The organism is Arthrobacter sp. AZCC_0090 (assembly GCF_014207375.1).
In the GTDB taxonomy this organism is placed as follows: Bacteria; Actinomycetota; Actinomycetes; order Actinomycetales; family Micrococcaceae; genus Arthrobacter.
Map to the genome: position 1 here is coordinate 162,378 of NZ_JACHEE010000011.1, position 24,579 is coordinate 186,956.

The 24,579-nt window shown below is 65.2% G+C and carries 20 protein-coding genes; 9 read left to right on the plus strand and 11 right to left on the minus strand.

Annotated features, from left to right (window positions below; translation table 11 throughout):
• The first annotated feature begins 97 nt into the window (after positions 1–97).
• Positions 98–5,116 (plus strand): ATP-dependent helicase, encoded by a 5,019-nt coding sequence (locus tag HNP00_RS17355; protein ID WP_184740963.1) that lies wholly within the window; start codon positions 98–100, stop codon positions 5,114–5,116.
• 68 nt (positions 5,117–5,184) lie between these two features.
• Positions 5,185–6,069 (plus strand): Fpg/Nei family DNA glycosylase, encoded by an 885-nt coding sequence (locus tag HNP00_RS17360; protein WP_184740964.1) that lies wholly within the window; start codon positions 5,185–5,187, stop codon positions 6,067–6,069.
• An 88-nt stretch (positions 6,070–6,157) separates the two neighbouring features.
• On the opposite strand, the gene HNP00_RS17365 is transcribed toward HNP00_RS17360, so the two are convergent.
• Positions 6,158–6,778, minus strand: coding sequence for a YitT family protein (locus HNP00_RS17365; RefSeq protein ID WP_184740965.1), 621 nt, complete (start codon positions 6,776–6,778; stop codon positions 6,158–6,160).
• Positions 6,779–6,837: 59 nt separating this feature from the next.
• Here HNP00_RS17365 and HNP00_RS17370 point away from each other — a divergent pair, with 59 nt between their 5' ends.
• Positions 6,838–8,325, plus strand: coding sequence for a PLP-dependent aminotransferase family protein (locus tag HNP00_RS17370; protein ID WP_184740966.1), 1,488 nt, complete (start codon positions 6,838–6,840; stop codon positions 8,323–8,325).
• 81 nt (positions 8,326–8,406) lie between these two features.
• Here the strand turns inward: HNP00_RS17370 and HNP00_RS17375 are convergent, their stop codons facing one another.
• Positions 8,407–8,895 (minus strand): DUF4188 domain-containing protein, encoded by a 489-nt coding sequence (locus tag HNP00_RS17375; protein WP_184740967.1) that lies wholly within the window; start codon positions 8,893–8,895, stop codon positions 8,407–8,409.
• Positions 8,896–8,987: 92 nt separating this feature from the next.
• Between HNP00_RS17375 and HNP00_RS17380 the strand changes: the two genes are divergently transcribed.
• Entirely contained in the window at positions 8,988–9,560 is a 573-nt protein-coding gene (locus HNP00_RS17380) for a TetR-like C-terminal domain-containing protein (protein ID WP_184740968.1), read from the plus strand.
• Between the two features lie 101 nt (positions 9,561–9,661).
• Here the strand turns inward: HNP00_RS17380 and HNP00_RS17385 are convergent, their stop codons facing one another.
• Positions 9,662–10,354, minus strand: coding sequence for an SRPBCC domain-containing protein (locus HNP00_RS17385; protein ID WP_184740969.1), 693 nt, complete (start codon positions 10,352–10,354; stop codon positions 9,662–9,664).
• Positions 10,347–10,979, minus strand: coding sequence for a helix-turn-helix domain-containing protein (locus tag HNP00_RS17390; RefSeq protein WP_184740970.1), 633 nt, complete (start codon positions 10,977–10,979; stop codon positions 10,347–10,349). Before HNP00_RS17390 ends, HNP00_RS17385 begins: the two co-directional genes overlap by 8 nt.
• Positions 10,980–11,051: 72 nt before the next feature.
• Between HNP00_RS17390 and HNP00_RS17395 the strand changes: the two genes are divergently transcribed.
• Positions 11,052–11,999: an RluA family pseudouridine synthase gene (locus tag HNP00_RS17395; protein WP_184741002.1), complete on the plus strand. Its 948-nt coding sequence runs from the start codon at positions 11,052–11,054 to the stop codon at positions 11,997–11,999.
• A gap of 281 nt (positions 12,000–12,280) precedes the next feature.
• On the plus strand, positions 12,281–12,721 hold the full coding sequence (locus HNP00_RS17400) for an SRPBCC family protein (RefSeq protein ID WP_184740971.1): 441 nt from the start codon (positions 12,281–12,283) through the stop codon (positions 12,719–12,721).
• 32 nt (positions 12,722–12,753) lie between these two features.
• Here HNP00_RS17400 and HNP00_RS17405 read toward each other — a convergent pair whose 3' ends face one another.
• Positions 12,754–13,185, minus strand: coding sequence for an ester cyclase (locus HNP00_RS17405; protein WP_184740972.1), 432 nt, complete (start codon positions 13,183–13,185; stop codon positions 12,754–12,756).
• Between the two features lie 104 nt (positions 13,186–13,289).
• Positions 13,290–13,823: an O-acetyl-ADP-ribose deacetylase gene (locus HNP00_RS17410; protein WP_184740973.1), complete on the minus strand. Its 534-nt coding sequence runs from the start codon at positions 13,821–13,823 to the stop codon at positions 13,290–13,292.
• Positions 13,824–13,880: 57 nt separating this feature from the next.
• Between HNP00_RS17410 and HNP00_RS17415 the strand changes: the two genes are divergently transcribed.
• Entirely contained in the window at positions 13,881–14,504 is a 624-nt protein-coding gene (locus HNP00_RS17415) for a DedA family protein (protein ID WP_184740974.1), read from the plus strand.
• A gap of 34 nt (positions 14,505–14,538) precedes the next feature.
• On the opposite strand, the gene HNP00_RS17420 is transcribed toward HNP00_RS17415, so the two are convergent.
• Positions 14,539–14,844 carry a hypothetical protein gene (locus HNP00_RS17420; RefSeq protein WP_184740975.1) on the minus strand — a complete coding sequence of 102 codons (306 nt, stop codon included), beginning with the start codon at positions 14,842–14,844 and terminating at the stop codon, positions 14,539–14,541.
• 161 nt (positions 14,845–15,005) lie between these two features.
• Positions 15,006–17,804 (minus strand): phosphoenolpyruvate carboxylase, encoded by a 2,799-nt coding sequence (gene ppc / locus HNP00_RS17425; RefSeq protein ID WP_184740976.1) that lies wholly within the window; start codon positions 17,802–17,804, stop codon positions 15,006–15,008.
• A gap of 281 nt (positions 17,805–18,085) precedes the next feature.
• On the opposite strand from ppc, the gene HNP00_RS17430 reads away from it, so the two are divergent.
• Complete coding sequence (locus tag HNP00_RS17430; protein ID WP_184740977.1) at positions 18,086–18,922, plus strand: DUF1684 domain-containing protein; 837 nt, start codon at positions 18,086–18,088, stop codon at positions 18,920–18,922.
• A 161-nt stretch (positions 18,923–19,083) separates the two neighbouring features.
• Positions 19,084–21,180, plus strand: coding sequence for a DUF6807 family protein (locus tag HNP00_RS17435; protein ID WP_184740978.1), 2,097 nt, complete (start codon positions 19,084–19,086; stop codon positions 21,178–21,180).
• A gap of 57 nt (positions 21,181–21,237) precedes the next feature.
• Here HNP00_RS17435 and HNP00_RS17440 read toward each other — a convergent pair whose 3' ends face one another.
• The 3 genes from HNP00_RS17440 to HNP00_RS17450 are packed head-to-tail and all read right to left on the minus strand — an operon-like array spanning position 21,238 to position 24,502.
• A complete protein-coding gene (locus HNP00_RS17440) occupies positions 21,238–22,110 on the minus strand; it encodes a sugar phosphate isomerase/epimerase family protein (RefSeq protein WP_395893833.1) in 873 nt (290 codons plus the stop codon).
• On the minus strand, positions 22,107–23,321 hold the full coding sequence (locus HNP00_RS17445; protein WP_184740979.1) for a dihydrodipicolinate synthase family protein: 1,215 nt from the start codon (positions 23,319–23,321) through the stop codon (positions 22,107–22,109). The genes HNP00_RS17440 and HNP00_RS17445 overlap by 4 nt, the downstream gene beginning before the upstream one ends.
• Positions 23,321–24,502, minus strand: coding sequence for a Gfo/Idh/MocA family protein (locus HNP00_RS17450; RefSeq protein WP_184740980.1), 1,182 nt, complete (start codon positions 24,500–24,502; stop codon positions 23,321–23,323). The genes HNP00_RS17445 and HNP00_RS17450 overlap by 1 nt, the downstream gene beginning before the upstream one ends.
• Positions 24,503–24,579 lie beyond the last annotated feature (77 nt).

Sequence of the window (24,579 nt, forward strand, 5' to 3'; positions counted from 1 at the left end):
GGCGGACTGGCGGATTGACCGAAACACTACGGCGCTGAGGGTCCACGGGCAATAGCGGGAACCTTATCTTGTCGGTGCCGTGAGGCATGATGGAGGAATGCAGGAGCGGGAGCTAGCGGGCGGTTCGGGCCACACAGCCATGGACCGCTTCAGCCGTGCCACACGTGACTGGTTCCTCGGGGCTTTCTCCGCGCCCACACCGGCCCAAGATGGCGCGTGGAAGGCCATTTCGTCCGGCTCGCACGCCCTGGTTGTGGCACCTACCGGATCCGGCAAGACGCTCGCCGCCTTCCTGTGGGCCCTGGACAGGCTCTTGTCGCTGTCCCCGGAGGACCCTCCTGATGCGCTTCCGGGGCTTGAGGATCCAACCGCCCGCGCCCGCGCCAAAGCCCCCAAACGCAAGACCCGCGTCCTGTACATTTCCCCGCTCAAGGCTCTCGGCGTCGACGTCGAACGCAACCTCCGTTCGCCACTGATCGGCATCACGCAAACCGCGAAACGGCTCGGGTTGCCCGCTCCGCTGGTCAGCGTCGGCGTCCGCTCAGGGGATACGACGACGGCGGACCGCCGCGCGCTGCTCAGCCACCCGCCAGACATTCTCATCACCACGCCCGAGTCCCTGTTCCTGATGCTGACATCGAAGGCCCGGGAGACGCTCAGCGAGGTGGACACCGTGATTGTGGACGAGGTCCACGCGGTTGCCGGCACCAAGCGCGGCGCGCACCTCGCGGTGTCATTGGAACGGCTCGACGCACTGCTCCCCAAACCTGCCCAGCGGATCGGGCTCTCGGCCACCGTGGAGCCACACGAACTCGTGGCTCAGTTCCTCGCGGGCTCGGCACCCGTGGAAATCGTCGCACCGCCTTCCCGTAAGAACTGGAACCTCAGCGTCAGCGTCCCTGTGGAGGACATGTCGGACTTGGCGGGAGCGGCCGGCGCCTTCGACTCAGGACCGGCCTCCGGGCTGCAACCGCAAGCGTCCATTTGGCCGCATGTTGAGGAGAAGATCGTTGATCTTGTCCTGTCCAAGCAGTCAACCATTGTCTTCGCGAACTCCCGCCGCCTCGCGGAGCGCCTCACGGCCCGGCTCAACGAGATCTACGCGGAGCGCCAACTCATGGCGGTGGATGTGTTTTCTGCTGCGGCGGATTCGGTGCCGGCTGATTTTGGGGCGCCTGTTTCTGGGCTGCCGTCCTCGGGACTGCCGTCCTCGACATCGACTCCCGCGCACATGATGGCCCAAGCCGGAAGCACCACCGGCGCTGATCCGGTCCTGGCCCGTGCGCATCACGGCTCGGTGTCCAAGGACCAGCGGGCACTCATCGAGGACGACCTCAAATCCGGCCGGTTGCGTTGTGTTGTGGCCACGTCATCACTGGAACTCGGCATCGATATGGGCGCGGTGGACCTCGTAGTCCAGGTCGAGTCGCCGCCGTCGGTGGCCAGCGGCCTGCAACGGGTAGGCCGCGCCGGCCACCAAGTGGGTGAGATCTCCGAAGGCGTGCTCTTCCCGAAGCACAGGGCAGACCTCGTCCACACCGCCATCACCGTGGAACGTATGCTGAGCGGCCAGATCGAACGCCTCCATGTTCCCGCCAACCCCTTGGACATTCTGGCTCAGCAAACCGTTGCCGCCACCGCCCTGGGAAGCATCGACGTCGAGGATTGGTTCGCCACTGTGCGCCGCTCCGCCCCTTTCGCCACCCTGCCCCGCTCCGCTTTCGAAGCCACCTTGGACCTTCTGGCGGGACGGTATCCCTCGGACGAATTCGCCGAACTCCGGCCGCGCATCATATGGGACCGCAACGCCGGCACCATCGAAGGCCGCCCAGGGGCACAGCGTCTTGCCGTGACCTCGGGTGGAACCATTCCGGACCGCGGACTCTTCGGCGTCTACATCATCGGCACGGAAACCGAAGGTTCTGGCGGCACCGGTGAGGCGTCCGCGCAGGAGCCCAGTCCGGCGTCGCGCGCTGCCAAAGGCGGCCGACGCGTCGGCGAGCTCGACGAAGAAATGGTCTACGAATCACGCGTCGGCGATGTCTTCGCATTGGGGGCCACCAGCTGGAAAATCGAGGACATCACACACGACCGTGTCCTTGTCTCGCCCGCCTTCGGCCAGCCTGGGAAGCTTCCCTTCTGGAAGGGTGATTCCTTGGGCCGGCCAGTGGACCTGGGCCGCGCGCTCGGAGCATTCGTGCGGGAACTCTCCGCTGCGGACCAAGGGCCGGCCCTGGAACGCTGCAAGGCCAGCGGCCTGGACGACTTCGCCGCCGGCAACCTGCTCCAGTATCTGGGCGAACAAAAGCAGGCCACGGAAGTCGTCCCCAATGACCGGACACTCGTCGTCGAACGTTTCCATGACGAACTCGGCGATTGGCGGGTGGTGCTGCACAGCCCCTTCGGCATGCCGGTGCACGCTCCCTGGGCCCTCGCCGTCGGGCAGCGGCTCCAGCAGCGCTACGGGCTGGACGGCTCCGCCATGGCCGCCGACGACGGCATCGTGCTGCGCGTGCCAATGATGGAGGATGAACCCCCCGGAGCCGAGTTGTTCCTCTTTGACCCGGACGAGCTCGAGCAAATCGTAACGGCGGAAGTGGGCGGCAGTGCTTTGTTCGCCTCCCGTTTCCGCGAGTGCGCTGCCCGTGCTTTGTTGCTGCCGCGGCAGAATCCTGCGAAAAGGCAACCCCTCTGGCAGCAGCGGCAACGCTCTGCGCAATTGCTGGATGTCGCCAAGAAATACCCTTCCTTCCCGATCGTTCTCGAAACCGTGCGCGAATGCCTGCAGGACGTCTACGACCTCCCCGCATTGAAAGACATTGCCGCGTCGATCGAGCGCCGCGAACTGCGCTTGGTCCAGACCACCACGCAGCAGCCCTCCCCGTTCGCCAAGTCGCTGCTCTTTGGCTACGTGGCCCAGTACCTGTACGAGGGCGATTCCCCGCTCGCCGAGCGTAGGGCCGCGGCCTTGGCCCTCGACTCCACGCTCCTGAACGAACTCCTCGGCAGGGTGGAACTGCGCGAGCTCCTGGATGCGAAAGTCATTGAGGCCACGGAGTTCGAGCTCCAGCGACTGGCACCGGACCGGCGAGTCCGTGGCATGGAAGGCGTCGCGGACTTGCTGCGCTTGCTGGGCCCACTGAGCGTGGAAGAAGTGGCTGCCCGTTTGCAGCCTGAGGAAGGTGCGGTGGCCTCCGCGGATCTGGCCGCGTTGCATCTGGCCGCCGGATCGCATCTGGCCGCATTACGGAAAGCCAATCGCGCCCTCACCGTGACCCTCAGCGGCGTTGAACGATTCGCGGCCATCGAGGATGCGGCACGGCTCCGGGATGCCATCGGCGTTCCGCTGCCCATGGGAGTTCCCCTCGCGTTCATCGAACCCGTCCATGATCCACTCGGGGATCTCGTCTCCCGTTACGCACGAACCCACGGACCGTTCACGGCCGAAGAAGCCGCAACGAGGCTCGGACTAGGCGTCGCCGTCGTGAGCACTGCGCTGAAACGCTTGGCGGCGGACGGCAGGGTGGTGGAGGGTGAGTTCCGCCCGCACCCCAGCGTGCCGGATACGGTTCCCGGTGAGGCACCTGACTCGCCCGGGCCGGCGCTGGCGCCGGAGGTTGCCGATGCTTCGCCGGGCAGCGTTCCTCAGGGCACCGTTCTGCCGGGCAGCGAATGGTGCGACGCCGAAGTGTTACGCAAGCTCCGGCGTCGTTCCCTCGCCGCACTGCGAGCCGAAGTGGAACCAGTGGACGCTGCCGCGTACGGCCGTTTCCTGCCCGCTTGGCAAAACGTATCCGTGCCGGCCGCAGGCCGCTCCCGTGGCGCCCCGGCACTGCGCGGGTTGGACGGCATCATGACAGCCATCGATCAGCTCTCCGGCGTGCCCGTTCCGGCGTCGGCTTGGGAGCCCTTGGTGCTGTCCAGCCGGATCCCCGACTATCAGCCCGCCATGCTGGACGAGCTCATGGCGGCCGGTGAGGTCTTGTGGTCGGGGGCGGGATCGTTGCCCGGGAACGACGGATGGATCAGCCTCCATGTGGCCGAAGCCGCCGAGCTGACCCTCAACCCGGACCCCGATTTCGAGCCCGGCGATGCCCAACTCCGCCTTCTGGAATATCTGCAGACCGGCGGGGGTGCCTACTTCTTCCGGCAGCTCACCGAGGTTGCGGGCGGCATGGATGCGGTGCTCAGCGACGACGCCGTGGTGTCCGCGCTGTGGGATCTCGTGTGGGCCGGCCGCATCACAGGCGACACTTTCGCCCCCGTCCGCGCGCTGATTTCCGGGGGTCGCACAGCACACAAGCAGCCCGCCCGGCCACCACGTGCCAGGTCCCTGCGCATGAGCAGGCTTGGCCGCTCGCATGGCACGGGCCTGATGGGATCCCCGGGGCTCACGGGCGGACGCTACGGCTCGGTCACCGGAACGGCACCCACTCCCCCGCTGGCCGTGGGCCGCTGGTCGGCACTTCCCGCCCCTGAGCTCGACCCCACCATCCATGCCCGCGGCACCGCCGAACTGCTCCTCGACAGGTACGGCGTGGTGACCCGCGGATCCGTCATGGTGGAGAACATCGTGGGCGGATTCGGCCTGATGTATAAGGTCCTCGCACGCCTTGAAGAAGCCGGCCGGTGCCGCCGCGGCTACTTCATCGAGCACCTCGGCGCCGCCCAGTTTGCCGTTCCCGCCACGGTGGACCGCCTGCGCTCCTTCACGGAAGACGCCCAACTCGCCAAAGCCGAGCCTGTCGCTTTGGCACTTGCCGCGACGGATCCCGCCAACCCTTACGGCGCTGCCCTCCCGTGGCCCGCTCTGGCGGTCGACGCCGGATCGGGTCACCGTCCGGGGCGGAAGGCTGGAGCCTTGGTAGTGATAGTCGACGGCGCCTTGGTCCTGTATGTTGAGCGCGGCGGGAAGACCCTACTGACCTTCAGCCACGACGACGCCGTCCTGGCGGCTGCCGCTGCAGCCTTGGTAGGCGTGGTGCGTCGGGGAGCAGTAGACAAGTTGATCATGGAGAAAGTGAACGGCCACGACCTCTTGGACACCCCCGTAGCCTTTGCTCTTGCGGCAGCGGGGGCGTACTCCACGCCGAAGGGATTGAGGATCCGTGCCTGAGATGGGGATCCGTGCCTGAGATGGGGATCCGTGCCTGAGATGGGGATCCGTGCCTGAGATGGGGATCCGTGCCTGAGGGTGACTCGATCTGGCGCGCCGCGACGGAGCTTCACCGCGTACTAGCGGGTCAGGTGCTTGTCTCCTCGGATTTCCGCGTGCCCAGGTTCGCCACCCTCAGCCTGGCCGGATGGACCGTGTCCGAGGTAGTGCCACGGGGAAAGCACTTGCTCATGCGCCTGCTGGAGCCTGTGGAGGCTGGGAGCCGCACGGAGGTCGCGCAGGTTGCGGAGGGCGAACCGGACCCGATTGGACCAGCGAAGGACTTGACCGCCCGCCGCGCCCTGACGATCCATTCGCACTTGAAAATGGAGGGAAGCTGGCAGGTCTATGCCCCCGGCGGCCGGTGGAGGAATCCGGGCCACACGGCCAGGTGCGTTCTCCGCACGGCGAGCACCGACGTCGTCGGCTTCTCCCTGGGCATCCTCGAAGTGATCCCGACGTCGGACGAACCCCGTGCGGTGGGGCACCTTGGCCCGGATCTGCTAGGGCCGGATTGGGACGCCGAAGAGGCTGTTGGTCGGATGCGGTCCGCGCCGGACACCCCGATTGGCTTGGCACTCCTCGACCAACGGAATGTGGCTGGCATCGGCAATATCTACCGCTGCGAAGCGTGTTTCCTGGCCGGGGTGCATCCTGCCGCGCCCGTATCGGCTGTCCAGGATCTGGCGGGGATACTCGAGGAAGCCAAGAGCCTGCTCCAGGCAAACCTAGGACCCGGGCCTCGGACGACGCGTGGCCCGCGAGCCCTGCGTCCCGGCTATTGGGTGTACGGCCGGGAGCACAAGCCATGCCTTCGTTGCGGTACGCCCATTCGCCGCGGCGTGCTGGGACCGGCGTCGGGCTTGGAGGACCGGAACATCTACTTCTGCCCCAGCTGCCAGCCCAGTCCCTGACTCCCGACGCGGGAATTACCTAGCGACACCGGAATTCCCTGTGTGTCAGCCAGGTAATACGCGCGCGCGTCGGCAGAACGAATCCGTGTCACGCAGCGGCCGGCACTTCCTCCGGGGCACTTTGGGAAGCCTTCTCCGGAACCGTGAAACGAGGCAACAACAGCTGAACCACCGGCCCGATGGCTAACGCATACACCACGGTTCCGACGCCGACGGAGCCACCAAGCAACCAGCCCACACCGAGCACCACAACCTCGATCAAGGTCCGGGACAAGCGCACCGACCAACCCGTGCGGCGGGCAAGCCCCGTCATGAGCCCATCTCGGGCACCGGGGCCGAGGCGTGCGCCAATGTAGCAAGCGGAGGCGATGCCGTTGAGGATTACGGCACCGGCGAGCATGGCGATCTGTCCACCCAGGTGCGAGAACGCGGGGATCATGGCCAGCCCGATGTCCGCGAAGACACCCACCAACACGGCGTTGGCGAGGGTTCCGAAGCCGGGCATCTGCCGGAGCGGTATCCAGAGGAGCAGCACGAGGAAGCTGACAACCACCACGACGGTTCCGATGCTCCACCCGATCTTTCCCGCGACGCCTTGGTGGAACACATCCCAAGGGTCCAAGCCAAGGCCGGCCCGGATGAACATGGCCAGGGAGATCCCATACATTGCGAGGCCGAACAGGAGCTGGGTGATTCTGCGGGTCATCATGAAACCATGATCCCGAAAACTGGCATTGCTTTCCATAGCCAGTTTGCAATACTGGTCTTATGTCCGGATCCCTGAACCCCACAGCCATGGCGCGTCTCCTTGGCGCATGGAACACTGGCGCCGCTCCCGCCTACCGCGAGCTTGCCGACGTCGTACGCCTTTTGGTGATGGACGGACGCATCCCGCTCGACGTCGCACTGCCCAGCGAGCGTGCGCTTGCCGTCACCCTGGGTGTCAGCCGGACCACCGTGACCGCCGCCTACGCCAGCCTCCGCGAGCGAGGATTCCTCAGCGGCGGGCAAGGCAGCCGGGGCAGGACGGGCATTCCGCACCGGACGATTCCAGTCAGCGGACCGGGCCTCGCTGTTCCGGAGGGGATTCTTGACCTCGCCTACGCCTCACTGCCGGCAACGGGCGAGGTGGTGCACCGGGCTTTTGCTGATGCGTTGATTGACCTTCCGGCGCTCTTGCCCGGTTTTGGCTACGACGCTGTTGGCCTCCCGCCTCTCCGGGAAGCCATCGCGGACCGCTACACAGCAGCCGGGATCCCCACGACGGCGGAGCAGATCTTGGTGACTTCCGGGGCTCAGCATGCCCTGAACATCATCCTGAAAACGCTGGCCGGTCGGCAACAGAAGGTCCTTGTGGAGCACCCCAGCTACCCCAACGCGCTCGATGCCATCCGCGCCTCGGGCTCCCGCACGGTTCCGGTGCCGATGCCGCCGGCCGCGGAGCCGACGTCAGGCGCTGGCGCCGATCCTGCCGCAGGCGCAGGCTGGGATATCGACGGCATGGTCGCCGCGATGCGCCACCAACGCCCCGCCATGGCCTACCTCGTGCCGGACTTCCACAACCCCACAGGGCGGATCATGTCCAACCTCCAGCGCCGACGCCTTGTCCGCGAGGCGGCAGGAACGGGCACTGTCCTGGTGGTGGACGAGACACTGCGGGAGTTAAACCTCGACGCCGTCACTACCTCCCCGCTCGCAGCTTTCAGTCCGGCGGTGGTCACCATCGGTTCGCTCAGCAAGTCGCACTGGGCCGGACTCCGGACCGGTTGGATCCGCGCTGAAGAAGACTTGATCAGCCGCTTCGTGCAGACCCGGACCACCATGGATCTGGGCGGGCCCGTCGTCGAGCAATTGGCCGCGGCACGGCTGCTCCGGGCCTTCGCCGAACCGCTGGACGCCAGGCTTGAGGAACTGCGACGGAACCGGGAAGCGCTCCTCGGACTACTCGCCGAGCACCTGCCCGATTGGCACGTCGAACGGCCGCGCGGCGGGCTCACGGCTTGGTGCAGGCTGCCGACGGCGTCGAGTACCGCGCTCACCGTCGTCGCCCCGGACTTCGGCGTGCGGCTGGCGGCAGGGCCTCGTTTCGGCGTCGGCGGGGCGTTCGAACACTTCATGCGGGTCCCATACACCTTGCCGCCGGCGCAGCTCGAGACGGCGGTGTTGGCACTGCGAGATGCCCAGGCCAGGATCGACGCGTCTCCGCAGCTCCGGAGGACCCTGAAGGCACCCAAGGAAGCGGCCGCCGTCGCCTAGCCCGCTAAACCCCCCGCTCCCCCACCCAACTGGCTCGCAGTTGTTGTCGTTTTGAAGGCTCAGAACGACATTAAGTGCGAGCTAGTTGGGTTGCCCGGCACCCATACGCTGCTTGGCGGTGTTGGTGCCCGGCCCGACCGGAACATGCGCAGTGGCTTTGGCAAGGCCAAACTTCGGCATGCCGTTGTAGACCACCTCGATTCCGGACGACGGCACCTGATAAGTTTCGTGCCACACGCCAATGTCACCGCTTCCCGCGACTTCGTTCATGAAACGTCGCCACGGTCCCAAGTGCGGCGAATCCCTGTCCGCGGCAAAGCGCCTCAGATGCTCTGGACTCTCCCAGTAGCTGAGCAGCATGGTGGTGCGCCCGAACCACTGTTCGCAACCGAGCATTCCAGACTCGGGATGTGCTGCGAGATGACGCAGCATGGTGGGCATGGCCGAGGCTACACGCGCAAGTTTGCCGATCTTCCACCAATGGTTGGCCCGCATTCCGATAAGGAATACGGTCACTGATTCGCGCCCGGGGTCCGCTGTGAAGCGCCCCGGGAAGACTTCCTGTGCCATGTGAATCCTTCAATCTGGGAACCGTATCTGAAGTTCCGCTCTTCGAGTTTCATAACGTTGTTATGAAACAATGTTATGAAACACTTGAAGGCATGGCAAGACCCATCGTTCATGACCAGCTCGTCCGGGAGCGGCTTCTTCAGGTAACGGCCGAACTCGTGGACAGGGACGGCCCCGCGCGAGTAACACTTCGGGACGTTGCGGCAACCGCCCAAACCTCCACCACCGCGATCTACTCACTATTCGGTGGCAAAGCCCAGTTGCTGACGGCCGCCGTCGACGACGGATTCCGCTCGTTCGGCGACTCGCAGAGGGCCGCCGAAAGCGGCGGGCTCCGAAGCCTGGGCCTCGCCTATCGCTCCTGGGCACGGGAACATCCGGCCTTGTACCGGCTCATGTTTGGCGGCGCGCTTGCCAGCTATGTGGACTGCAGCCCGACGCCGGCAGTCGCCTCGGCTGCCATGCTTCCGCTCGTTGAGGCTGTGACGGCCGCACAGGAAGCGGGAACTATTCGCCGCGATGATGCCGCAACGATCGCCATGTCCATCTGGGGACAGGTCCACGGACTGGTGAGCCTGGAACTCGCGAACGTGAATGACTCCGGAACCGATTGGGAAGGGATCTATGCCGCGGCGTTGGATGCGGTGGCGCGCGGCTGGCAATGACGCTCGAATTTCCATGCGACGCGCAGATGGCCTGGCGACAACGGAATTCCGGTGTCGCCAGACCATTTGCGCGTCGGCCAGCGTTCTACGCGTCGGAGGACTTAGGCGTACACCTTCTCCAGGAACCCGCCCCAGGCCTTCGCGGTCAGTTCGGAATCGCCGCTGCCGCTGAAATCATGCACCGTCATGCCCACGGGGGCTCCGAAGGAGTTGCGGCCGAAGAAGCGGTAGAGCGTGTCGGCGGTCCGCAGGCCCAGGAAGTGCTGGTTGGAGAAGTCAAGTTCCCCGCTCAGCCGCCCCACGCCGTCGACGTCCACTTCAACCGTTGAACCCTGCGCAACGCCGTCCACGCCGAGGGCCTTCTTCAGTTGCGCGAAACCGTCGGGCGTCTGCGAGGCTCCCGGACCCTGGATGTCGGTGAAGACCACGGGCTTGCCGTCGAAGTATTGAAGGTACTGGCCCAGGCTGTGCAGGTAGAACTCGGTGTGCTTGCTGGCGCCGTCGTACTGCTCCTCCCAGTTGTCCGCGAAGATGCCGCTGTGGACATAGTACAGTTTGGCCCGGCCGCCATCGAGCGGTTCGAGTACGTGCTCCAACTGGTTGAACCAGCCGTCCGGCCCGTCCATTCTCGACACGAGGTGGCTGGGGTATTCGTCCACGGTCTTCACGGCCGGCCATTGATCGGTGGGGAACATCCACGCCGAGGTGTCAGTGGTGACAGCCTGCCAGACCCGTTCAGGAGTGCCGGGCAGTTCGGTGTCGGCCACGATTTCGAATTCACGGTTGTCAGTCATTGTCCTGTTCCTTTTCTGGAGAGTGCTGCGTGTTTGTCTTGAGTGCGGGATGAAGTACGACGACGAGGCGATGCTTGCGTGCGCCGCTCGCCAGTGCGGAAGCACCGCCGTCGTGGTATTTGTCCACGAGTCGGGTCACCGCAACGCCGAGCTCCTCGGCAAAAGCGGCGCGGTCCGCCGCTGAGCGGAAGGTGATTTCGCCGTCGATCGCGAAGCTCGCAAGCTTCTTCTTGGCTGCGGCCGCGCCTGCGATCAGCTTGCCCATCTCCTGGACCGTCCGGGCCGCGAGGGCCAGGAGCCAGAAGGCGGAAAAGCGATCCGAGAAGCGTCGGGGATCCGGAGCCACAGATGCGAGTGCCACCGGCGAGATCAGGTACGACGCCGCCGTCGCGCGCAAAACGCGCTCGGTGACATTGCCCTTTTTCCGTTCCTCCACCAGCTCGACGAGCCCGTGCCGCTCAAGGGCCTTGAGATGGTAGTTGACCTTCTGTCGGGGCAGGCCAACCTTCACGGCCAGCTGCGTGGCAGAGCCGGGCTCAGCCAGTTCCTGCAGGATGCGGGTGCGGATCGGGTCCAGCGATGCTTCCGCCGCGGCGGGGTCCTCGATCACTTCGATGTCCAACATGCTTCTATTGTGCCTACCGACAACTTTTCTTGTCAAGAACTTTTTTCTCGTCGGCGGTAGAATAGACCGGTGATGCAATCCCCCCTTCCAGTGCGCGACGGCGTCAACGCCACCCGTCTGCGCCTCCCGGACGAGGGGCCTTGGGACACCGCAATGGACTACATGATGCACCGCTGGGGCCACATCGATCCCCAGGGCATCGAGGACAGGTTCGACGCCGGCGAGATCGTCGGCGAAGGCGGCGCGCCACTTGACCGCGGCACCCCGCTCGAAGAACACACCTTCATTTGGTACTACCGCACCCTCCCGCCTGAGATCCGGATGCCGGTGGAGATCAACATCCTGCACCAAGACGAGCACCTCCTGGTCGTCGACAAGCCCCACTTCCTGCCCACCACCCCGGGCGGCACCTACATCCAGGAATCCGCGCTCGTCCGGCTCCGGAACCATCTGGACCTGCCAGACCTCATCCCGATGCACCGCCTCGACCGCATGACCGCCGGTGTGCTGCTGCTCTCCACCAACCCGGAGACCCGCGGCAAGTACCAGGTGCTCTTCGAAAAGCGGCAGGTGCAAAAGGAGTACGAGTGCGTCTCTGCCGCGGCACCCGCCGCAGGCTTTCCCGCCGTCGAGCTCCCCGCCGTCGTGCGCAACCGCATGACCAAATCCCGTAGCTACCTGCTCGCCGAAGTGATCGACGGCGAACCCAACGCGGAGACGCGCATTGAGCTGCTGAGAACGTTCGACGGCGGCGCTCACGACGGCGGCTCCGCTCGCCGGGCGCTGTACCGGCTTGAGCCCCACACGGGCAAGACCCACCAGCTTCGCGTGCACATGGCCTCGCTCGGGCTGGGAATCGTGAACGACGCGTTCTACCCCGAGCTCCTGGACAAAGCCCCGGACGACTATTCCAAACCCCTGCAATTGCTGGCCCGTGGCATCCGATTCGTTGACCCCATCAGCAAGCAAGCCGTGGAATACCGGAGCGAGCTCGAGTTGAGCGAAGCCCACCCCGCCTGACGCTCACTCACCAATACCGGTCCCTCCCCCAATCCTCGCTCGCCAATCACGGCTTTTCCTCAAACCCTCGCTCACCAAAATTGGGGAACATGTCCACCCTGTGTCATATCTGCAGGAGGGTCGACCGAACGGGCAGCATAAGTGAACGAGCGTCGGGGTGAGAGCGCTCGCAGCACCGAAACGAAGGCGAGTTCCCAGCCTCCAACCGGACCGGACGTATATGCTCAGTTTTGCTGGCCTGGCGACCAGGCGCGGCATTCGGTCTCGCGAAAAGGAACCACATGGCCCACGCTGAAAACGAAGTCTCGATCAACCGCCCCGCAAACGACGTCTATGCCTTCTTGGCAGACGGGCTCAACAACAAGCTGTGGCGTCCGGCCGTCAAGACTGTCGCCCTCCCGAGCGGCGAAGCTGGCGCCCAGGGTGCTGTGTACTCCCAGACGCTGGCCGGCCCCGGCGGCCGCACGATCGCCGGCGACTACGAGATCACCGAAGCCCAGCCGGGCAAGCGCCTCGATTTCCAGGTGATTGCCGGCCCGGCTCGTCCAACGGGATCCTTCACCTTGGACGAAAACGAAGGCCGCACCACAGTGCGCTTTGCCTTGGATCTCCAGCCCAAGGGCTTCATGAAACTCATGGGCTCGATGATCACCAAGACCATGCAGCAGGAAGTCGGACAGCTCGGCCAGCTGAAGACCGTTCTTGAAGAAGGCCCCGCCTGAAGCTACCCCCGGACGTGCGGGGCCAAAAAAGACTACGCCCCGGGCATCAGGCCGAGCTGGACCATCATTCCGGCGACGTCGGGGTGCGCGCTGAACGAGGTGTACTTGCCATCCCGCACCGATGCAAAATAGGAACCGGTGCCCGTGACACTCTTTCCCGTGGCGGGCAGTTCCATGCCTCCAACCACGAGGGGGCCGGTGTTCGTACCAGTGAATTCGACTTCGGCAGCTACCGCGTCCTCAGTGACCACTCGATTGATACTGCGTATATGCATGTCAGGAAACGCCGTGAACCATGTCTCCATGTACTGCCGCACCTGGTCCGTCGAGTGCAGTGCGTTGGGCAGCGACACATCCGATAACGTGAAAACATCCGCGAACAGGTCAGCAAAGTCAGCGGCGTCATGGTGGTCCCAGGCCGCCATGCCGCGATCATCCAGCCGCCGAACTTCTTCGATCAACATCATGTACCTCCCTAAAACTCGGCCCCGGCAGGGGGTGCCGGGCCCTGTTTTTTGATCTTAGGACGGGCATTAGGCGGGGACAATGAGCTGCGAAAACTCCGGAATTACCAAGCCGTTCCGGGAAAGAACACGCTCCGGAACACATCGGTTGTCTCCGCGCTGAACAGCACAAATTCCACGAGTTCCAGCTCACCGGAGCCTTCGTCGCCAAAGCGACGGACGGCGTCGAACGCTACAGTGGCGACATCCCGCGCGTCCCAGCCATAGATCCCCGCGCTGATTGCGGGAAACGCAACGGAACGTGCTCCGAGGGACGCTGCCACTTTCAGGCTCTCGTGGAAACACGAAGCCAACAGTTTCGGATCGCTCTGGCCGGCGTGCCGGTTGGGACCGACGGTGTGGATCACCCATCGGGCAGGCAATTTGAACCCGGGAGTGGCCACGGCCTGGCCCACTGGCAGACCGTCTGGCAAGGAGGTCCTTCGAAGCTCCCGGCAAGCGTCCACAAGCTCAGGGCCGGCGGCGCGGTGGATGGCGCCGTCGACTCCGCCTCCACCCATCAAAGAAGAGTTGGCCGCGTTGACGATCGCATCGACGTCGCGCGTCGTGATGTCGCCTTGCAGGATCTCAAGCCGCATGGCGCCAGTCTTGCACGACACTCCGTCGGATGCACCAAAGTGGGGTAATTTGTGCCCATGGACATCACCGCCGCCGATGGCTGGGGAGCCGCGATCTATGTCTGGATCATCCCCATGGTGGTGGGCGATGCCTTCTTCCCGCCCATCCCCTCCGAGATGCTGGTGATTACTGGTGGCGCGTTGGCGGCCGAGGGCCGGGTCAACTTTTGGCTCGTGGGTTTGCTTGCCGCCGTCGCGTCTTGGTTGGGCGACATTCTGGTATTCCAGCTCTTCAAACGCCGTTTGAGCCATATCCTGGACCGCTGGGCGTGGGGTCGCAAAGTCCATCAGGGCATCCACCGGACCATCGCCAAGGCCGGACGTTCTTCCACCTACGGTGCGATCATCGGCGCCCGGTTCATCCCAGGTGGGCGGCTTGCCGCCTCGGCCGCTGCCGGGATCGCCGAGGTTTCCTCCCGCGGTTTCAGCCTGTGCGCTGGTTTGGGCGGGCTGCTGTGGGCCACCTGGCAGGCAGGATTGGGTTATTTCGCAGGCTCGACGACGAAGCTTCCGTTCTGGGCGAGCTCACTGATCGGCGTCGGCGTGGGGTTGCTGATCGGCGTCCTGGTGGGCGTGATCGTCACGCGTCGCCGGGGCGACCGCTCGCCGGTGGACGAGCCGGGCGAGCCGCCGCATCTTTAGGCGCTGCCCTTTTAAGCGGCCGCCGCCGTCGGGCTCAGATCGGCGACCATTTCCCCCGCATGCGGCGCAACACGTAAAGGTTTCCTGTGAGCGCAACGCGTTCGACGGCGTCCCGCATCATGGCTGCCGACGCGCGGGCCTCGCTGTTCTCGCCTGGGTAGTCGCGGGCCTCCACCAGGAAGCGAACGCTGATCTGCGGCACGCCGCCAACGACGTCCAGCTGATTGGCTTCGACATGATGACGCGTCTCCAAGGCCTCGACCGCAGCGGCCATCACCGACTCCGGCGGGTTGCCTGGTTTGAGCCCGGTGATCTTCAACTTGGTCTGGAACGAAGGCATCCATCAACCCTAAACGCTCGCTCACGTATGGTGCCCCCGCGGGGAACGCTCGCTCACACATGAGCCCAAACGGCGGTACCCTCCTGCAGATGATCTGCAGGAGGGTACCCGAAAACGCCCACATATGTGAGCGAGCGTCGGAAGGTAAGGGGAGGAAACGGTTAGCCGGTGTTGCGGAGGCCGGCGGCCACTCCGTTGACGGTGATGAGCATGGCCCGCTGGAGTCGTTCGTCGATCTCGGCGCCCGAAATGGAAGCTTCGCGGACGCGGCGCAACAACTCCACCTGCAGGTAGCTGATGGGGTCGAGGTATTGGTCGCGGATTTCGAGGGAACGCTTGAGCGTCGGCTGGGCTTCCAGGAGCTCGGTTTCGCCGCTCAGGAGTTCCACTTCGGCAACAGTGAGATCGTACTCAGTGCGGATCGCCTTGAAGAGGTGGTGCAGCTCTTCCGGAACCAGCGAAGACACATAATGCCCGGCGATGTCCATGTCCGTCTTGGCCAGGGTCATCTCCACGTTGGAAATCACGGACTGGAAGAAGTGCCAGCGCTTCATCATCTCGGCAAGCTCGGCGGTGTTGCCAGCCTCGCGGGCGGCCTTCAGGCCTGAGCCCACTCCGAACCAGCCCGGAACGATCTGCCGCGACTGGGTCCACCCGAACACCCACGGGATGGCCCGCAGCCCACCCAGTCCCGCGCCGGAGTCCGGGCGCTTGGAGGGACGCGAGCCGATGTTCAGGGACCCGAGCTGCTCCACCGGGGTCGAGGCCAGGAAGTACGCGGGCAGGTCCGGATCGTCGATCAGCGAACGGTACTGGGCGAACGCGGCGTCGGAAATGATCTCCATGACCTGCCCGTAACGTTCGCGCTCATCGTCGGAGGTGCGCGGGGTGCGGTGCAGCGCAGAGCCTTGCATCACGGCCGCAAGGGAGAGCTCCAGGTTTTCGCGGGCGAGCTCCGGCAGGGAGTACTTGTCCGAGATGACTTCGCCTTGCTCGGTGAACTTGATGGCGCCTTCCAGCACGCCGTTCGGCTGGGCCATGATGGCGTCGTAGGTCGGTCCGCCGCCACGGCCCACGGAACCGCCGCGGCCATGGAAAAGCCGAACGTTCACGCCGTGCTTGGCGGCGACGTCGCGCAGCTTTCGCTGGGTTTTGTGGATCTCCCACTGGCTGGTCATGACACCGGATTCCTTGTTGGAGTCCGAGTAGCCCAGCATGATCTCCTGGACGTCCCCGCGCAGCCGCACCAGCGAACGATAGGACGGATCGGAAAGCAGCAGGTCCACGATTTCGGCCGAGGCGCGCAGCTCTTCCACGGTTTCCAAGAGCGGGGCGAAGCCGATCTTGGCATACGGAGCCGCGCCGAAGAGGTCGATCAGCCCAGCCTCACGGGCCAGCACGGCGGCGGCCAGGACATCGTCCGCGCCGCGCGTCATGGAAATGATGTAGGTTTCGACGACGTCCGGCCCGTACGTCTGGAGGGCGTGGCGGATGCTGCGGAACACGTCGTACGTGCGGTCGCCGTCGCCGTCGAGCTTGATGGGGTGGCCGGACAGCGGCCGGCGAGAAGCCAGCTCCGCACTCAGCCGCTCAAAGCGCTCGGCGCGGCTCAACTCACCGTAGGGGGTTCCGACGCCGATCCGGTCCACCAACTGCCCGACGGCGTCGTGGTGGTAGTCGGCGTGTTCACGGATGTCGAGGGTCGCCAAGTGCAGCCCGAAGGAAGCGATCGCGCGGCGGACGCGGGCCAGGGCGCCGTCGGCCACGAGCACGGCCGAGTGCTTCCGCAGCGAGGCCTCCAGCAGCTCAAGTTCGGCCAGCAGCTCCGACGTTGAGGCGTAGTCGCGGCCGGCTTCGTGGTATTTGGACGCAGCCACGCGACGGCCCGTGTTGATGAGCTTGGCCTTGATGCACGTCAGTTTGAGGCGGTAAGGCTCCTGCGCGTTCAGCTCCAGGATGCGTTTGTCCAAGCCGGGCAGGTTCTTGAGGTCGACGGCGATCGAGTCCAGGAGGTCCTCTTCCGCGTCCACCAGGGCCGTCGAGTTGGAGAGGATGGAAATCAGTTCGTCGATCATCGAGATGCTGATCCGCACGGCATGCTGGTTCTGAAGCTGCAGGATTTCGCGGGTGACGGAAGCGGTGACGTTCGGGTTGCCGTCGCGGTCTCCGCCGATCCAAGAACCGAAGCGGATGGGGGCGTTCTGCGCGGGCAGGACGACGCCGTGCTCACCCAGCAGTTCAGTGAGGTCCGTGAGCATTTCCGGCATGGCGTCGGTCAGGATGCTGCTCAGGTAGTAGATGGCGTTGCGGGCCTCGTCCACTGGGGTGGGGCGGACCTGACGCAATTCGTCCGTCTGCCACATCTGGTCGATGATCTCGGCGAGCTGGCGGTCCTGGCGGCGGCGCGCTGCCGTGCCCTCAAGGGTTGACTCGGCCAGGACATCCGAGAGCTTGCGGATCTTGTCCAGCACCGAACGGCGCGAAGCCTCGGTGGGGTGGGCGGTGAAAATAGGGCGAACGTCCAGCTTATTGACGACATCCTGCAGGGCCTGGGTTCCGGCCTCGTCGGCGATCTCGGCCACGGCTTTGGCCAGCCAGCCGTCCTTTTCCTGGCGGGTGCGCAGTCCGCGGACGCGGTGCACTTGCTCGGCGGCGTTGGCGAGGTGGAAATAGAAGGCGAAGGCGCGGACCAGCTCGGTGGCTTCCTCAAGCGGCAATGAGGCGAGCAGTTCCCGGACCTGGGCGACGACGTCGTGCGCGCTCCACGGGCCGGTAGCGTCAGCCCCACCGCGGGCGGCTTCCTTGGATTCCTTGGTAAGCAGGCGCACCTGCTCGACGAGCTGCAGCAACTCGGGCCCGTGCTGGCGGACCAACGACTCTCCGAGAAGCGTGGAGACGCGGCGGACATCGGCCCGCAGTTCCGCGGCGAGGTCGGTGCTGAGATGTGCAGTGTCAACCATGAAAAATACCTTCTGGCGTTGGGTGTGGCCCGTACACTGCGCTGGATACTGTGAGCCGGATTACTAATATTCCTACGGAATCCTACCCGTAGCTCTTGAGGCTGTGGGAATCCGTCTCAGATGTTGTCGCTAAGTCCGCCGCGGCCGCCCAACTAGCTCGCAGTTGTTGTCGTTATCAGCCCTCAGAACGACATCTAATGCGAGTCAGTTGGGTTCCGGGAATGGCGACGAGAGGTGCATGGTTAAGGCAACGACACACCGCCCGAACCGCTGGAGGAACCATGAGCACAACAGCCCCCGCAACTGATGCCCAGCTGGAACGCTGGCAGCGTTTCCGCAACGGCCGCAACGCTGCCCTCGCGGCGGAACACGGCTGGCTGACGCTCACATCCTTCCAGTGGCTCGAATCCGCACCTGCCGCCGTCGAACTCGTCCCGGGGCTCTGGTCAACGGACGGCACGACGGCGACACTCACCGCGAGCGCGGCTGATGGACTCACGCTCGTGGAGACGGGAGCTCCCGTGGATGGCACGATTTCGGCCACCCTCCAGGATGAGGAATCGCTCATGTGGGTGCAGTTCGGCGGCGCGGATGGCACGGAGGTGGTGGTCGAACTGGCCATGCGCGCGGACAAGTACGCCATCCGCACCCGGGACAACTCCTCGCCGGTGTTGACGGAGTTCGAGGCCGTTCCAACCTATGAATACAACCCGGACTGGGTGCTCGAGGGCCGTTTCGAGGCGTACCCTGAACCGGTGGATGTACCGATCGGGACGGCCAACCCTTTGGTGGACGGGGTGCATCGATCCGTGGGCGAGGTCGTTTTCCGGGCGCCTGGCCTTCCCCACGAGATCCGCCTGCACGCCGAGGCCGAGAAGCTCGGAGCGCTCACCGTCACTTTCCACGACGAAACGAACGGCAACACCACGGACGAATGGCGCAAGCTGGCGGTTTCACGTCCCCGGCACGATGGCTCTGTGGTGCTGGACTTCAACCGCGCCATCAACTACCCGAGTGCTTTCACGCCGTATGGCACGTGCCCCATGCCCGTGACCGGAAATTCGATCGACGTGGCGGTCGAAGCCGGGGAGAAACTGCCTGCGGGCCGGATCGTCTGAGCCGAGTCGGCTAAACGCATTCGTCTAAACCGCGTCCCCTAAACCCAGGGCGTTACATCTCATACGAGGCAGGGTACACTCTTTTTGGAAAGCGCTTACCAAGCGCCCCGAAACGACACTGACGTCAGCAACCCCGCCCCCGGGGACAGATGAGGAGAGCTATGGGCACCCTGTCCGCGCCCGTCCCGGCAGAACACAAAGAGCCCCGCCATGAGCCCAGCAACGTGGCCCTTGTGGGGGTCCACGGCTTCGGCGCGCACCACTTGGAGAACCTCGAAAGGCTCCAGGCTAACGGCGTCGTGCGCCTTGTCGCCGTGGCGGATCCGAATCCGCCTACTCCCGGTGCGCTCCCACCCGGAACCGCTGTATTCAGCACCTTGGACGAACTCCTGGCGGGAATCCCCGCCCTGGACCTGGTCATTGTGGCCACCCCCATCCAGACGCACGCTCAGCTCGCCCTCACAACGCTCCCCCACGCAGACCTGTACCTCGAGAAGCCTCCAGTCGCTTCCCTTGCCGACTTCAACCGCTTGCAGGAAGCCGCCACCGCCGCCGGCAGGAGCGTCCAGGTCGGCTTCCAAAGCCTCGGATCCCGGGCCCTCCTGGCCATTGAGGAACTGCTTGCGGCGGGAGAGATCGGCACGCTTCTGGGCATCTCGGCCACCGGGCGTTGGGTGCGTGACCGCGCTTACTACAAGCGCTCCCGCTGGGCGGGCAAACGCAGCCTGGACGGCGTCGACGTCGTCGACGGGGTAGCAACCAACCCACTGGCACACGCCATCGCCACCGCGCTGAGGATCGCGGGGGCGCGGACGGTGGACGATCTTGCCTCCGTGGAAACAGACCTGTACCGCGCCAATGACATCGAATCCGACGACACCTCGGTGATCCGGATCCGGACCGCCGAAGGCTTGCCCATCACGTGCGCGCTCACCCTATGCGCCGCCGAATCCGTGGAACCGTACATCACCCTGCAAGGCAGCGAAGGCACGGCGGTGCTCTACTACACCCAAGACCGCCTCAGTGTCAGCTCTGCGTCCGGCGAGCGTGAAACGGCATACAGCCGGGCGGACCTCACCGAGGACCTACTGGAGCACCGTCACCAACAGCGCTCCGCGCAGGGCCCTGCATCCGCCGCACCGCTGATCAGCCCGCTCGCGGACAGCGGCGCCTTCATGCAGGTGCTGGAGGCGATCCGCACCGCGGAATCTCCGGCGCTGATCCCGGAGCAGTACGTCACTTGGGAGGGCGAGGGTGGTGCTGCCCGTGCCGTGATCGTCGGAATCGAAGATGCATTGGAACGCGCGACGGCGGCGCACGCCACGTTCAGCGAACTTGGCTTGCCTTGGGCGCGGCCAGCCGTCGACGCCGGAAGGCCTGTTTTGAGCCTGCCCGACGGCGGTCTGCCGGGCGCCAGTGTTGTTGAAGCCGGGCAGCGCGGCGCTGCTGTGGTGGCAACCCTGCGGAGCGGTGCCGGCCTTGGCGAGCGGCTCTCCCCGAGGCCCTATTTGCACCCGGTCCGAACACTCGCCGGAGTCAAGGTCACCGATCACCTGCCGGCCGACCACTCCTGGCACCTTGGCGCGGGATTCGCGTTGCAGGACGTGAATGGCAGCAATTTCTGGGGCGGCAAAACGTACACCCGTGCTGCCGGGCGCTACGAAGAACGGCAAGACCACGGCCGCATCATCGAGGTGTCCGCAACGTCCCGTCCTGGCCTGCTGAAGCAGGAATTGAGCTGGCGGGCACCGGACGGCACCGAACTGCTCCGGGAACGCCGCACCACCCGCTCCAGGCTGCTTGACCGCCGCACATGGCAACTGGACCTGACAACTGAGCTGACCGCCGTCGTCGACTCCTCCTTGGGTGGCCCGGGCTCAAACGGAGCCCTGGGAAGCGGCTACGGCGGACTCTTCTGGCGCTTGCCCGCCTGCTCCGGCGCCGAAGTCTTCACGGCGGAAAGTCACGGCGAACCCGAAGCCCACGGCTCCACGTCGCCCTGGCTGGCCTGGACGGCGGACTTTACTGAAGGCCCCGCCACTCTGGTGTTCGCTGCTCCGGCTGAGGCGCAGGATCCTTGGTTCGTCCGGATGGCGGATTATCCCGCAGTGGGCTCGGCCCTTGCGTGGGACCGGCCGGTCGAGCTTGCGGCAGGCGAATCCCTGGTCCGCTCCTTCACGGTGTGGATCGTCGACGCCAAGTTGTCTCCGGCTGAGGTTGCCGAGCTGGTGGCCGGACAGGCTTCGTCCGAGGAATAAGCGCACAAAACAGGCGGGGGCACCACATGGTGCCCCGCCTGTTTGCCCTGGGGGTGTTTATGCGAAGGGCAGCACAAGCTCCGCGTACCGCTGCTTCATGGTTTCCAGGACCGAATCGCCGCCGGCGTCCCAGATGTCCTGGTTGAAGATTTCCACTTCGATGTCTCCCGTGTAGCCGGCGTCCCGCACCCAGGTGCCGATCGTCGCGAAGTCGATCACGCCGTCGCCCATCATGCCGCGCGAGAGCAGGGCGTCGGCCGCGATGGGGAGGTTGAAGTCGCACACTTGGTAGGAGGCGATCCGGTGTTCCCTGCCGGCCCGCTCGATTTGCTGCTTCAGTTCCGGATCCCACCAGACGTGGAAAGTGTCGACGGCGACGCCGACCGCCTTTGCGTCGTAGGGCGCGGCGAGGTCGAGTGCCTGGCCGAGTGTGGAGATAAGCGCACGGTCCGCCGCGTACATCGGGTGCAGCGGCTCAAGGACCAAACGGACCCCGTGCTCGACGGCGAAAGGAACCAGGTCCTCGAGGCGATCGGCCACGCGCTGGCGGGCCGCGACGACGTCCTTCTCCCCCGGCGCCAGGCCGCCGACCACCAGGAACAGCTCCTGCGTGTCCAGCGCCACCGCTTCCAGGACGGCCGCCCGATTGTCGGCCAGCGCAGCCGCCTGCCCTTCGGCGTCGGCCGCCGTGAGGAAGCCGCCGCGGCAAAGGGACGAAACCCGGAGTCCAGCGTCCTTGATCAGCTTGGCGGCCTTGTCCAAGCCGGCGTCGGCGACGATGTCCCGCCACGGCCCGATCGCTGGAATTCCGGCCCGGACACAACCGTCCACTGCCTGGGCCAGCGTCCATTTCTTCGTGGTGGCAGTGTTCAAGGAAAGCCTGTTCAGTGACAACCGCGAAAAGTCCGACAACCTTGAAAAGTCGCTCATGCGCCCACTCCGTTGATCCTCAGGAAGTCGGACATCCGGAACGCGGCCAGCGCGGGATCGCGCAGGAGCCCGGCTTTGTCCGCGAGTTCGAAGGTCCGTGCCAGGTGGACCACCGAACGGCCGGAATGCAGGCCGCCGACCATCTGGAATCCGGGTTGCTTTCCGTTGAGCCAGGACATGAAGGCGATCCCGGTCTTGTAGTAGAACGTGGGGGCGCTGAAGATGTGTTTGCCCAGTTCGCGGGTGGAGTCCAGGATGGCGCGCCCGTCCGCAGCGTCGCCGGCGTCGTACTTCTGCAACGCGAGTGAGGCGGCAGGGTAGATCGCGGCGAAGATGCCCAGCAGCGCGTCCGAGTGGTGGATCCCGTCGCCGTCGATCAACTCCGGGTAGTTGAAATCGTCCCCGGTATAGAGGCGCACGCCGTCGGGAAGCGCGGCCCGCAGCGCAATCTCATGGCTGGCGTCGAGCAGCGAGACCTTCACGCCGTCCACTTTGTCCGCGTGATCGCGGATCAGGCCAAGGAAGGTTTCTGTCGCTTCGGCGACATTGTCCGAGCCCCAATAGCCGGCGAGTGCCGGATCGAACATGGTTCCGAGCCAGTGCAGGATGACGGGCTGGTCCACTTCCCCTAGGAGCGTGGAGTAGACGTGCAGGTAGTCCTCGCGGCTGGCAGCCACTTTGGCCAGTGCCCGGGACGCCATGATGATGACTTTTGGTCCGGCTTCGCTCACGACGGCGATCTGCTCGCGGTACGCGTCCAGCACGGCCTTGACTCCGGCGGGACCCTCGGGTAGCGCTGCGAGGTCCAGCTGGTCCGTACCGGCTCCGCACGAGACGAGGTCCCGGACGGTCTTGCCGGCGGTGGCCGCGTTGCCGGACGCCACCACGGAAGCAGCTTCGACGCCGGTGCGCTTGATGAGCTGCTGCGTCGCAGCCCAGTCCAAGCCCATGCCGCGCTGCGCCGTGTCCATGGCATCGGCAACTCCCAAGCCGTAGGACAACAGCTCGTGCCGGTACGCCATGGTGGCGTCCCAGTCCAGCCGGGCCGGGGCGCCCGGAGTGTTGTCGGCTGTCGCTTCGGGAATCACGTGTGCCGCCGCGTAGGCCCGCCGGGACGTCAGCGGGGCCGTCGGCTTGGGCCACGACGTGGCTGGCTGCAGCGTGTAGGGGCGAGTGCCGCCGTCGTTCGTGGGAAGGAGAAGGGAGGTCATCAGAGCACGATCTCCGGGATATCGATGGTGCGGCGCTCGTCGTTGGACTGCAGGCCGAGCTCGGCGAGCTGCACGCCGCGGGCAGCGGAAAGCAGGCCGAAGCGGTGCTCGCGGCCGGCGACGACGTCGCGTAGGAATTCTTCCCATTGCAGCTTGAAGCCGTTGTCCAGATCGGCGTTGGCGGGCACTTCCAGCCATTGGCTGCGGAAGGATTCGGTGACGGGCAGGTCCGGGTTCCAGACGGGCTTGGGAGTGTGGGCGCGCTGCTGCGCGACGCACTTGTTCAAGCCGGCGACGGCGGAGCCGTGCGTGCCGTCGATCTGGAACTCCACGAGTTCGTCCCGGTAGACGCGGACGGCCCAGGAGGAGTTGATCTGGCCGATGACGTCGTCCCCGCCAGGGGTCTCGAGCTCGAAGATGCCGTAGGAAGCGTCATCCGCCGTGGCCTTGTATTCCTTGCCTTGTTCGTCCCAGCGGGCAGGGATGTGGGTGGCGGTCTTGGCGTTCACGCTCTTGACCTTGCCGATGATGCCCTCCAGGACATAGTTCCAGTGGCAGAACATGTCCGTTGTCATTCCACCGCCGTCTTCCTTGCGGTAGTTCCAGGACGGGCGCTGTGCCGCCTGCACATCGCCTTCGAAAACCCAGTAGCCGAACTCGCCCCGGATTGAGAGGATGCGGCCGAAGAAGCCTTCGTCCACCAGGCGGCGCAGCTTGACCAGGCCCGGCAGGTAGAGCTTGTCGTGCACCACGCCCGCCGTAACGCCGGCTTCCTTGCCGATTCGGGCCAGCTCAATGGCTTCTTCCAGCGTTTCCGCCGTGGGTTTTTCGGTGAAGATGTGCTTTCCGGCGCGCATGGCCTTCTTCAGGGTCGCGGCGCGGAGGCTGGTCATCGACGCATCGAAGACGACGTCCACCGTGGGGTCATTGATGACGGCGTCCAGGTCCGTGAACCACTCGGATACCTTGTGCTTTTCGGCGAGTTCGCGAATCTTGGCCTCGTTGCGGCCCACCAGGATCGGTTCAACCTGGATGCGGGTGCCGTCCGCCAGGGTGAAGCCCCCGGCGTCCCGGATGGGAAGGATGGAACGCAGCAAGTGCTGGCGGTAGCCCATCCGGCCGGTGATGCCGTTCATGGCGATGCGGATCGTCTTTGTTGCTGCAACAGAATTGGTGCCCATGAGTCCTCTTCAATGGAAAGTAAATGAAGTGGGAAAGCGCATTCCCATTGCATTCATGATGACACGCGAGTGGGTGG

Bases quoted from the DNA above. Each gene is read 5' to 3' on its own strand.
- HNP00_RS17355 (WP_184740963.1), top strand. From the start codon at position 98: ATGCAGGAGCGGGAGCTAGCGGGCGGTTCGGGCCACACAGCCATGGAC.
- HNP00_RS17365 (WP_184740965.1), bottom strand. From the start codon at position 6,778: ATGATGACCCGCAGAATCACCCAGCTCCTGTTCGGCCTCGCAATGTAT.
- HNP00_RS17370 (WP_184740966.1), top strand. From the start codon at position 6,838: ATGTCCGGATCCCTGAACCCCACAGCCATGGCGCGTCTCCTTGGCGCA.
- HNP00_RS17375 (WP_184740967.1), bottom strand. From the start codon at position 8,895: ATGGCACAGGAAGTCTTCCCGGGGCGCTTCACAGCGGACCCCGGGCGC.
- HNP00_RS17380 (WP_184740968.1), top strand. From the start codon at position 8,988: ATGGCAAGACCCATCGTTCATGACCAGCTCGTCCGGGAGCGGCTTCTT.
- HNP00_RS17385 (WP_184740969.1), bottom strand. From the start codon at position 10,354: ATGACTGACAACCGTGAATTCGAAATCGTGGCCGACACCGAACTGCCC.
- HNP00_RS17390 (WP_184740970.1), bottom strand. From the start codon at position 10,979: ATGTTGGACATCGAAGTGATCGAGGACCCCGCCGCGGCGGAAGCATCG.
- HNP00_RS17395 (WP_184741002.1), top strand. From the start codon at position 11,052: ATGCAATCCCCCCTTCCAGTGCGCGACGGCGTCAACGCCACCCGTCTG.
- HNP00_RS17400 (WP_184740971.1), top strand. From the start codon at position 12,281: ATGGCCCACGCTGAAAACGAAGTCTCGATCAACCGCCCCGCAAACGAC.
- HNP00_RS17405 (WP_184740972.1), bottom strand. From the start codon at position 13,185: ATGTTGATCGAAGAAGTTCGGCGGCTGGATGATCGCGGCATGGCGGCC.
- HNP00_RS17410 (WP_184740973.1), bottom strand. From the start codon at position 13,823: ATGCGGCTTGAGATCCTGCAAGGCGACATCACGACGCGCGACGTCGAT.
- HNP00_RS17415 (WP_184740974.1), top strand. From the start codon at position 13,881: ATGGACATCACCGCCGCCGATGGCTGGGGAGCCGCGATCTATGTCTGG.
- HNP00_RS17420 (WP_184740975.1), bottom strand. From the start codon at position 14,844: ATGCCTTCGTTCCAGACCAAGTTGAAGATCACCGGGCTCAAACCAGGC.
- ppc (WP_184740976.1), bottom strand. From the start codon at position 17,804: ATGGTTGACACTGCACATCTCAGCACCGACCTCGCCGCGGAACTGCGG.
- HNP00_RS17430 (WP_184740977.1), top strand. From the start codon at position 18,086: ATGAGCACAACAGCCCCCGCAACTGATGCCCAGCTGGAACGCTGGCAG.
- HNP00_RS17435 (WP_184740978.1), top strand. From the start codon at position 19,084: ATGGGCACCCTGTCCGCGCCCGTCCCGGCAGAACACAAAGAGCCCCGC.
- HNP00_RS17440 (WP_395893833.1), bottom strand. From the start codon at position 22,110: ATGAGCGACTTTTCAAGGTTGTCGGACTTTTCGCGGTTGTCACTGAAC.
- HNP00_RS17445 (WP_184740979.1), bottom strand. From the start codon at position 23,321: ATGACCTCCCTTCTCCTTCCCACGAACGACGGCGGCACTCGCCCCTAC.
- HNP00_RS17450 (WP_184740980.1), bottom strand. From the start codon at position 24,502: ATGGGCACCAATTCTGTTGCAGCAACAAAGACGATCCGCATCGCCATG.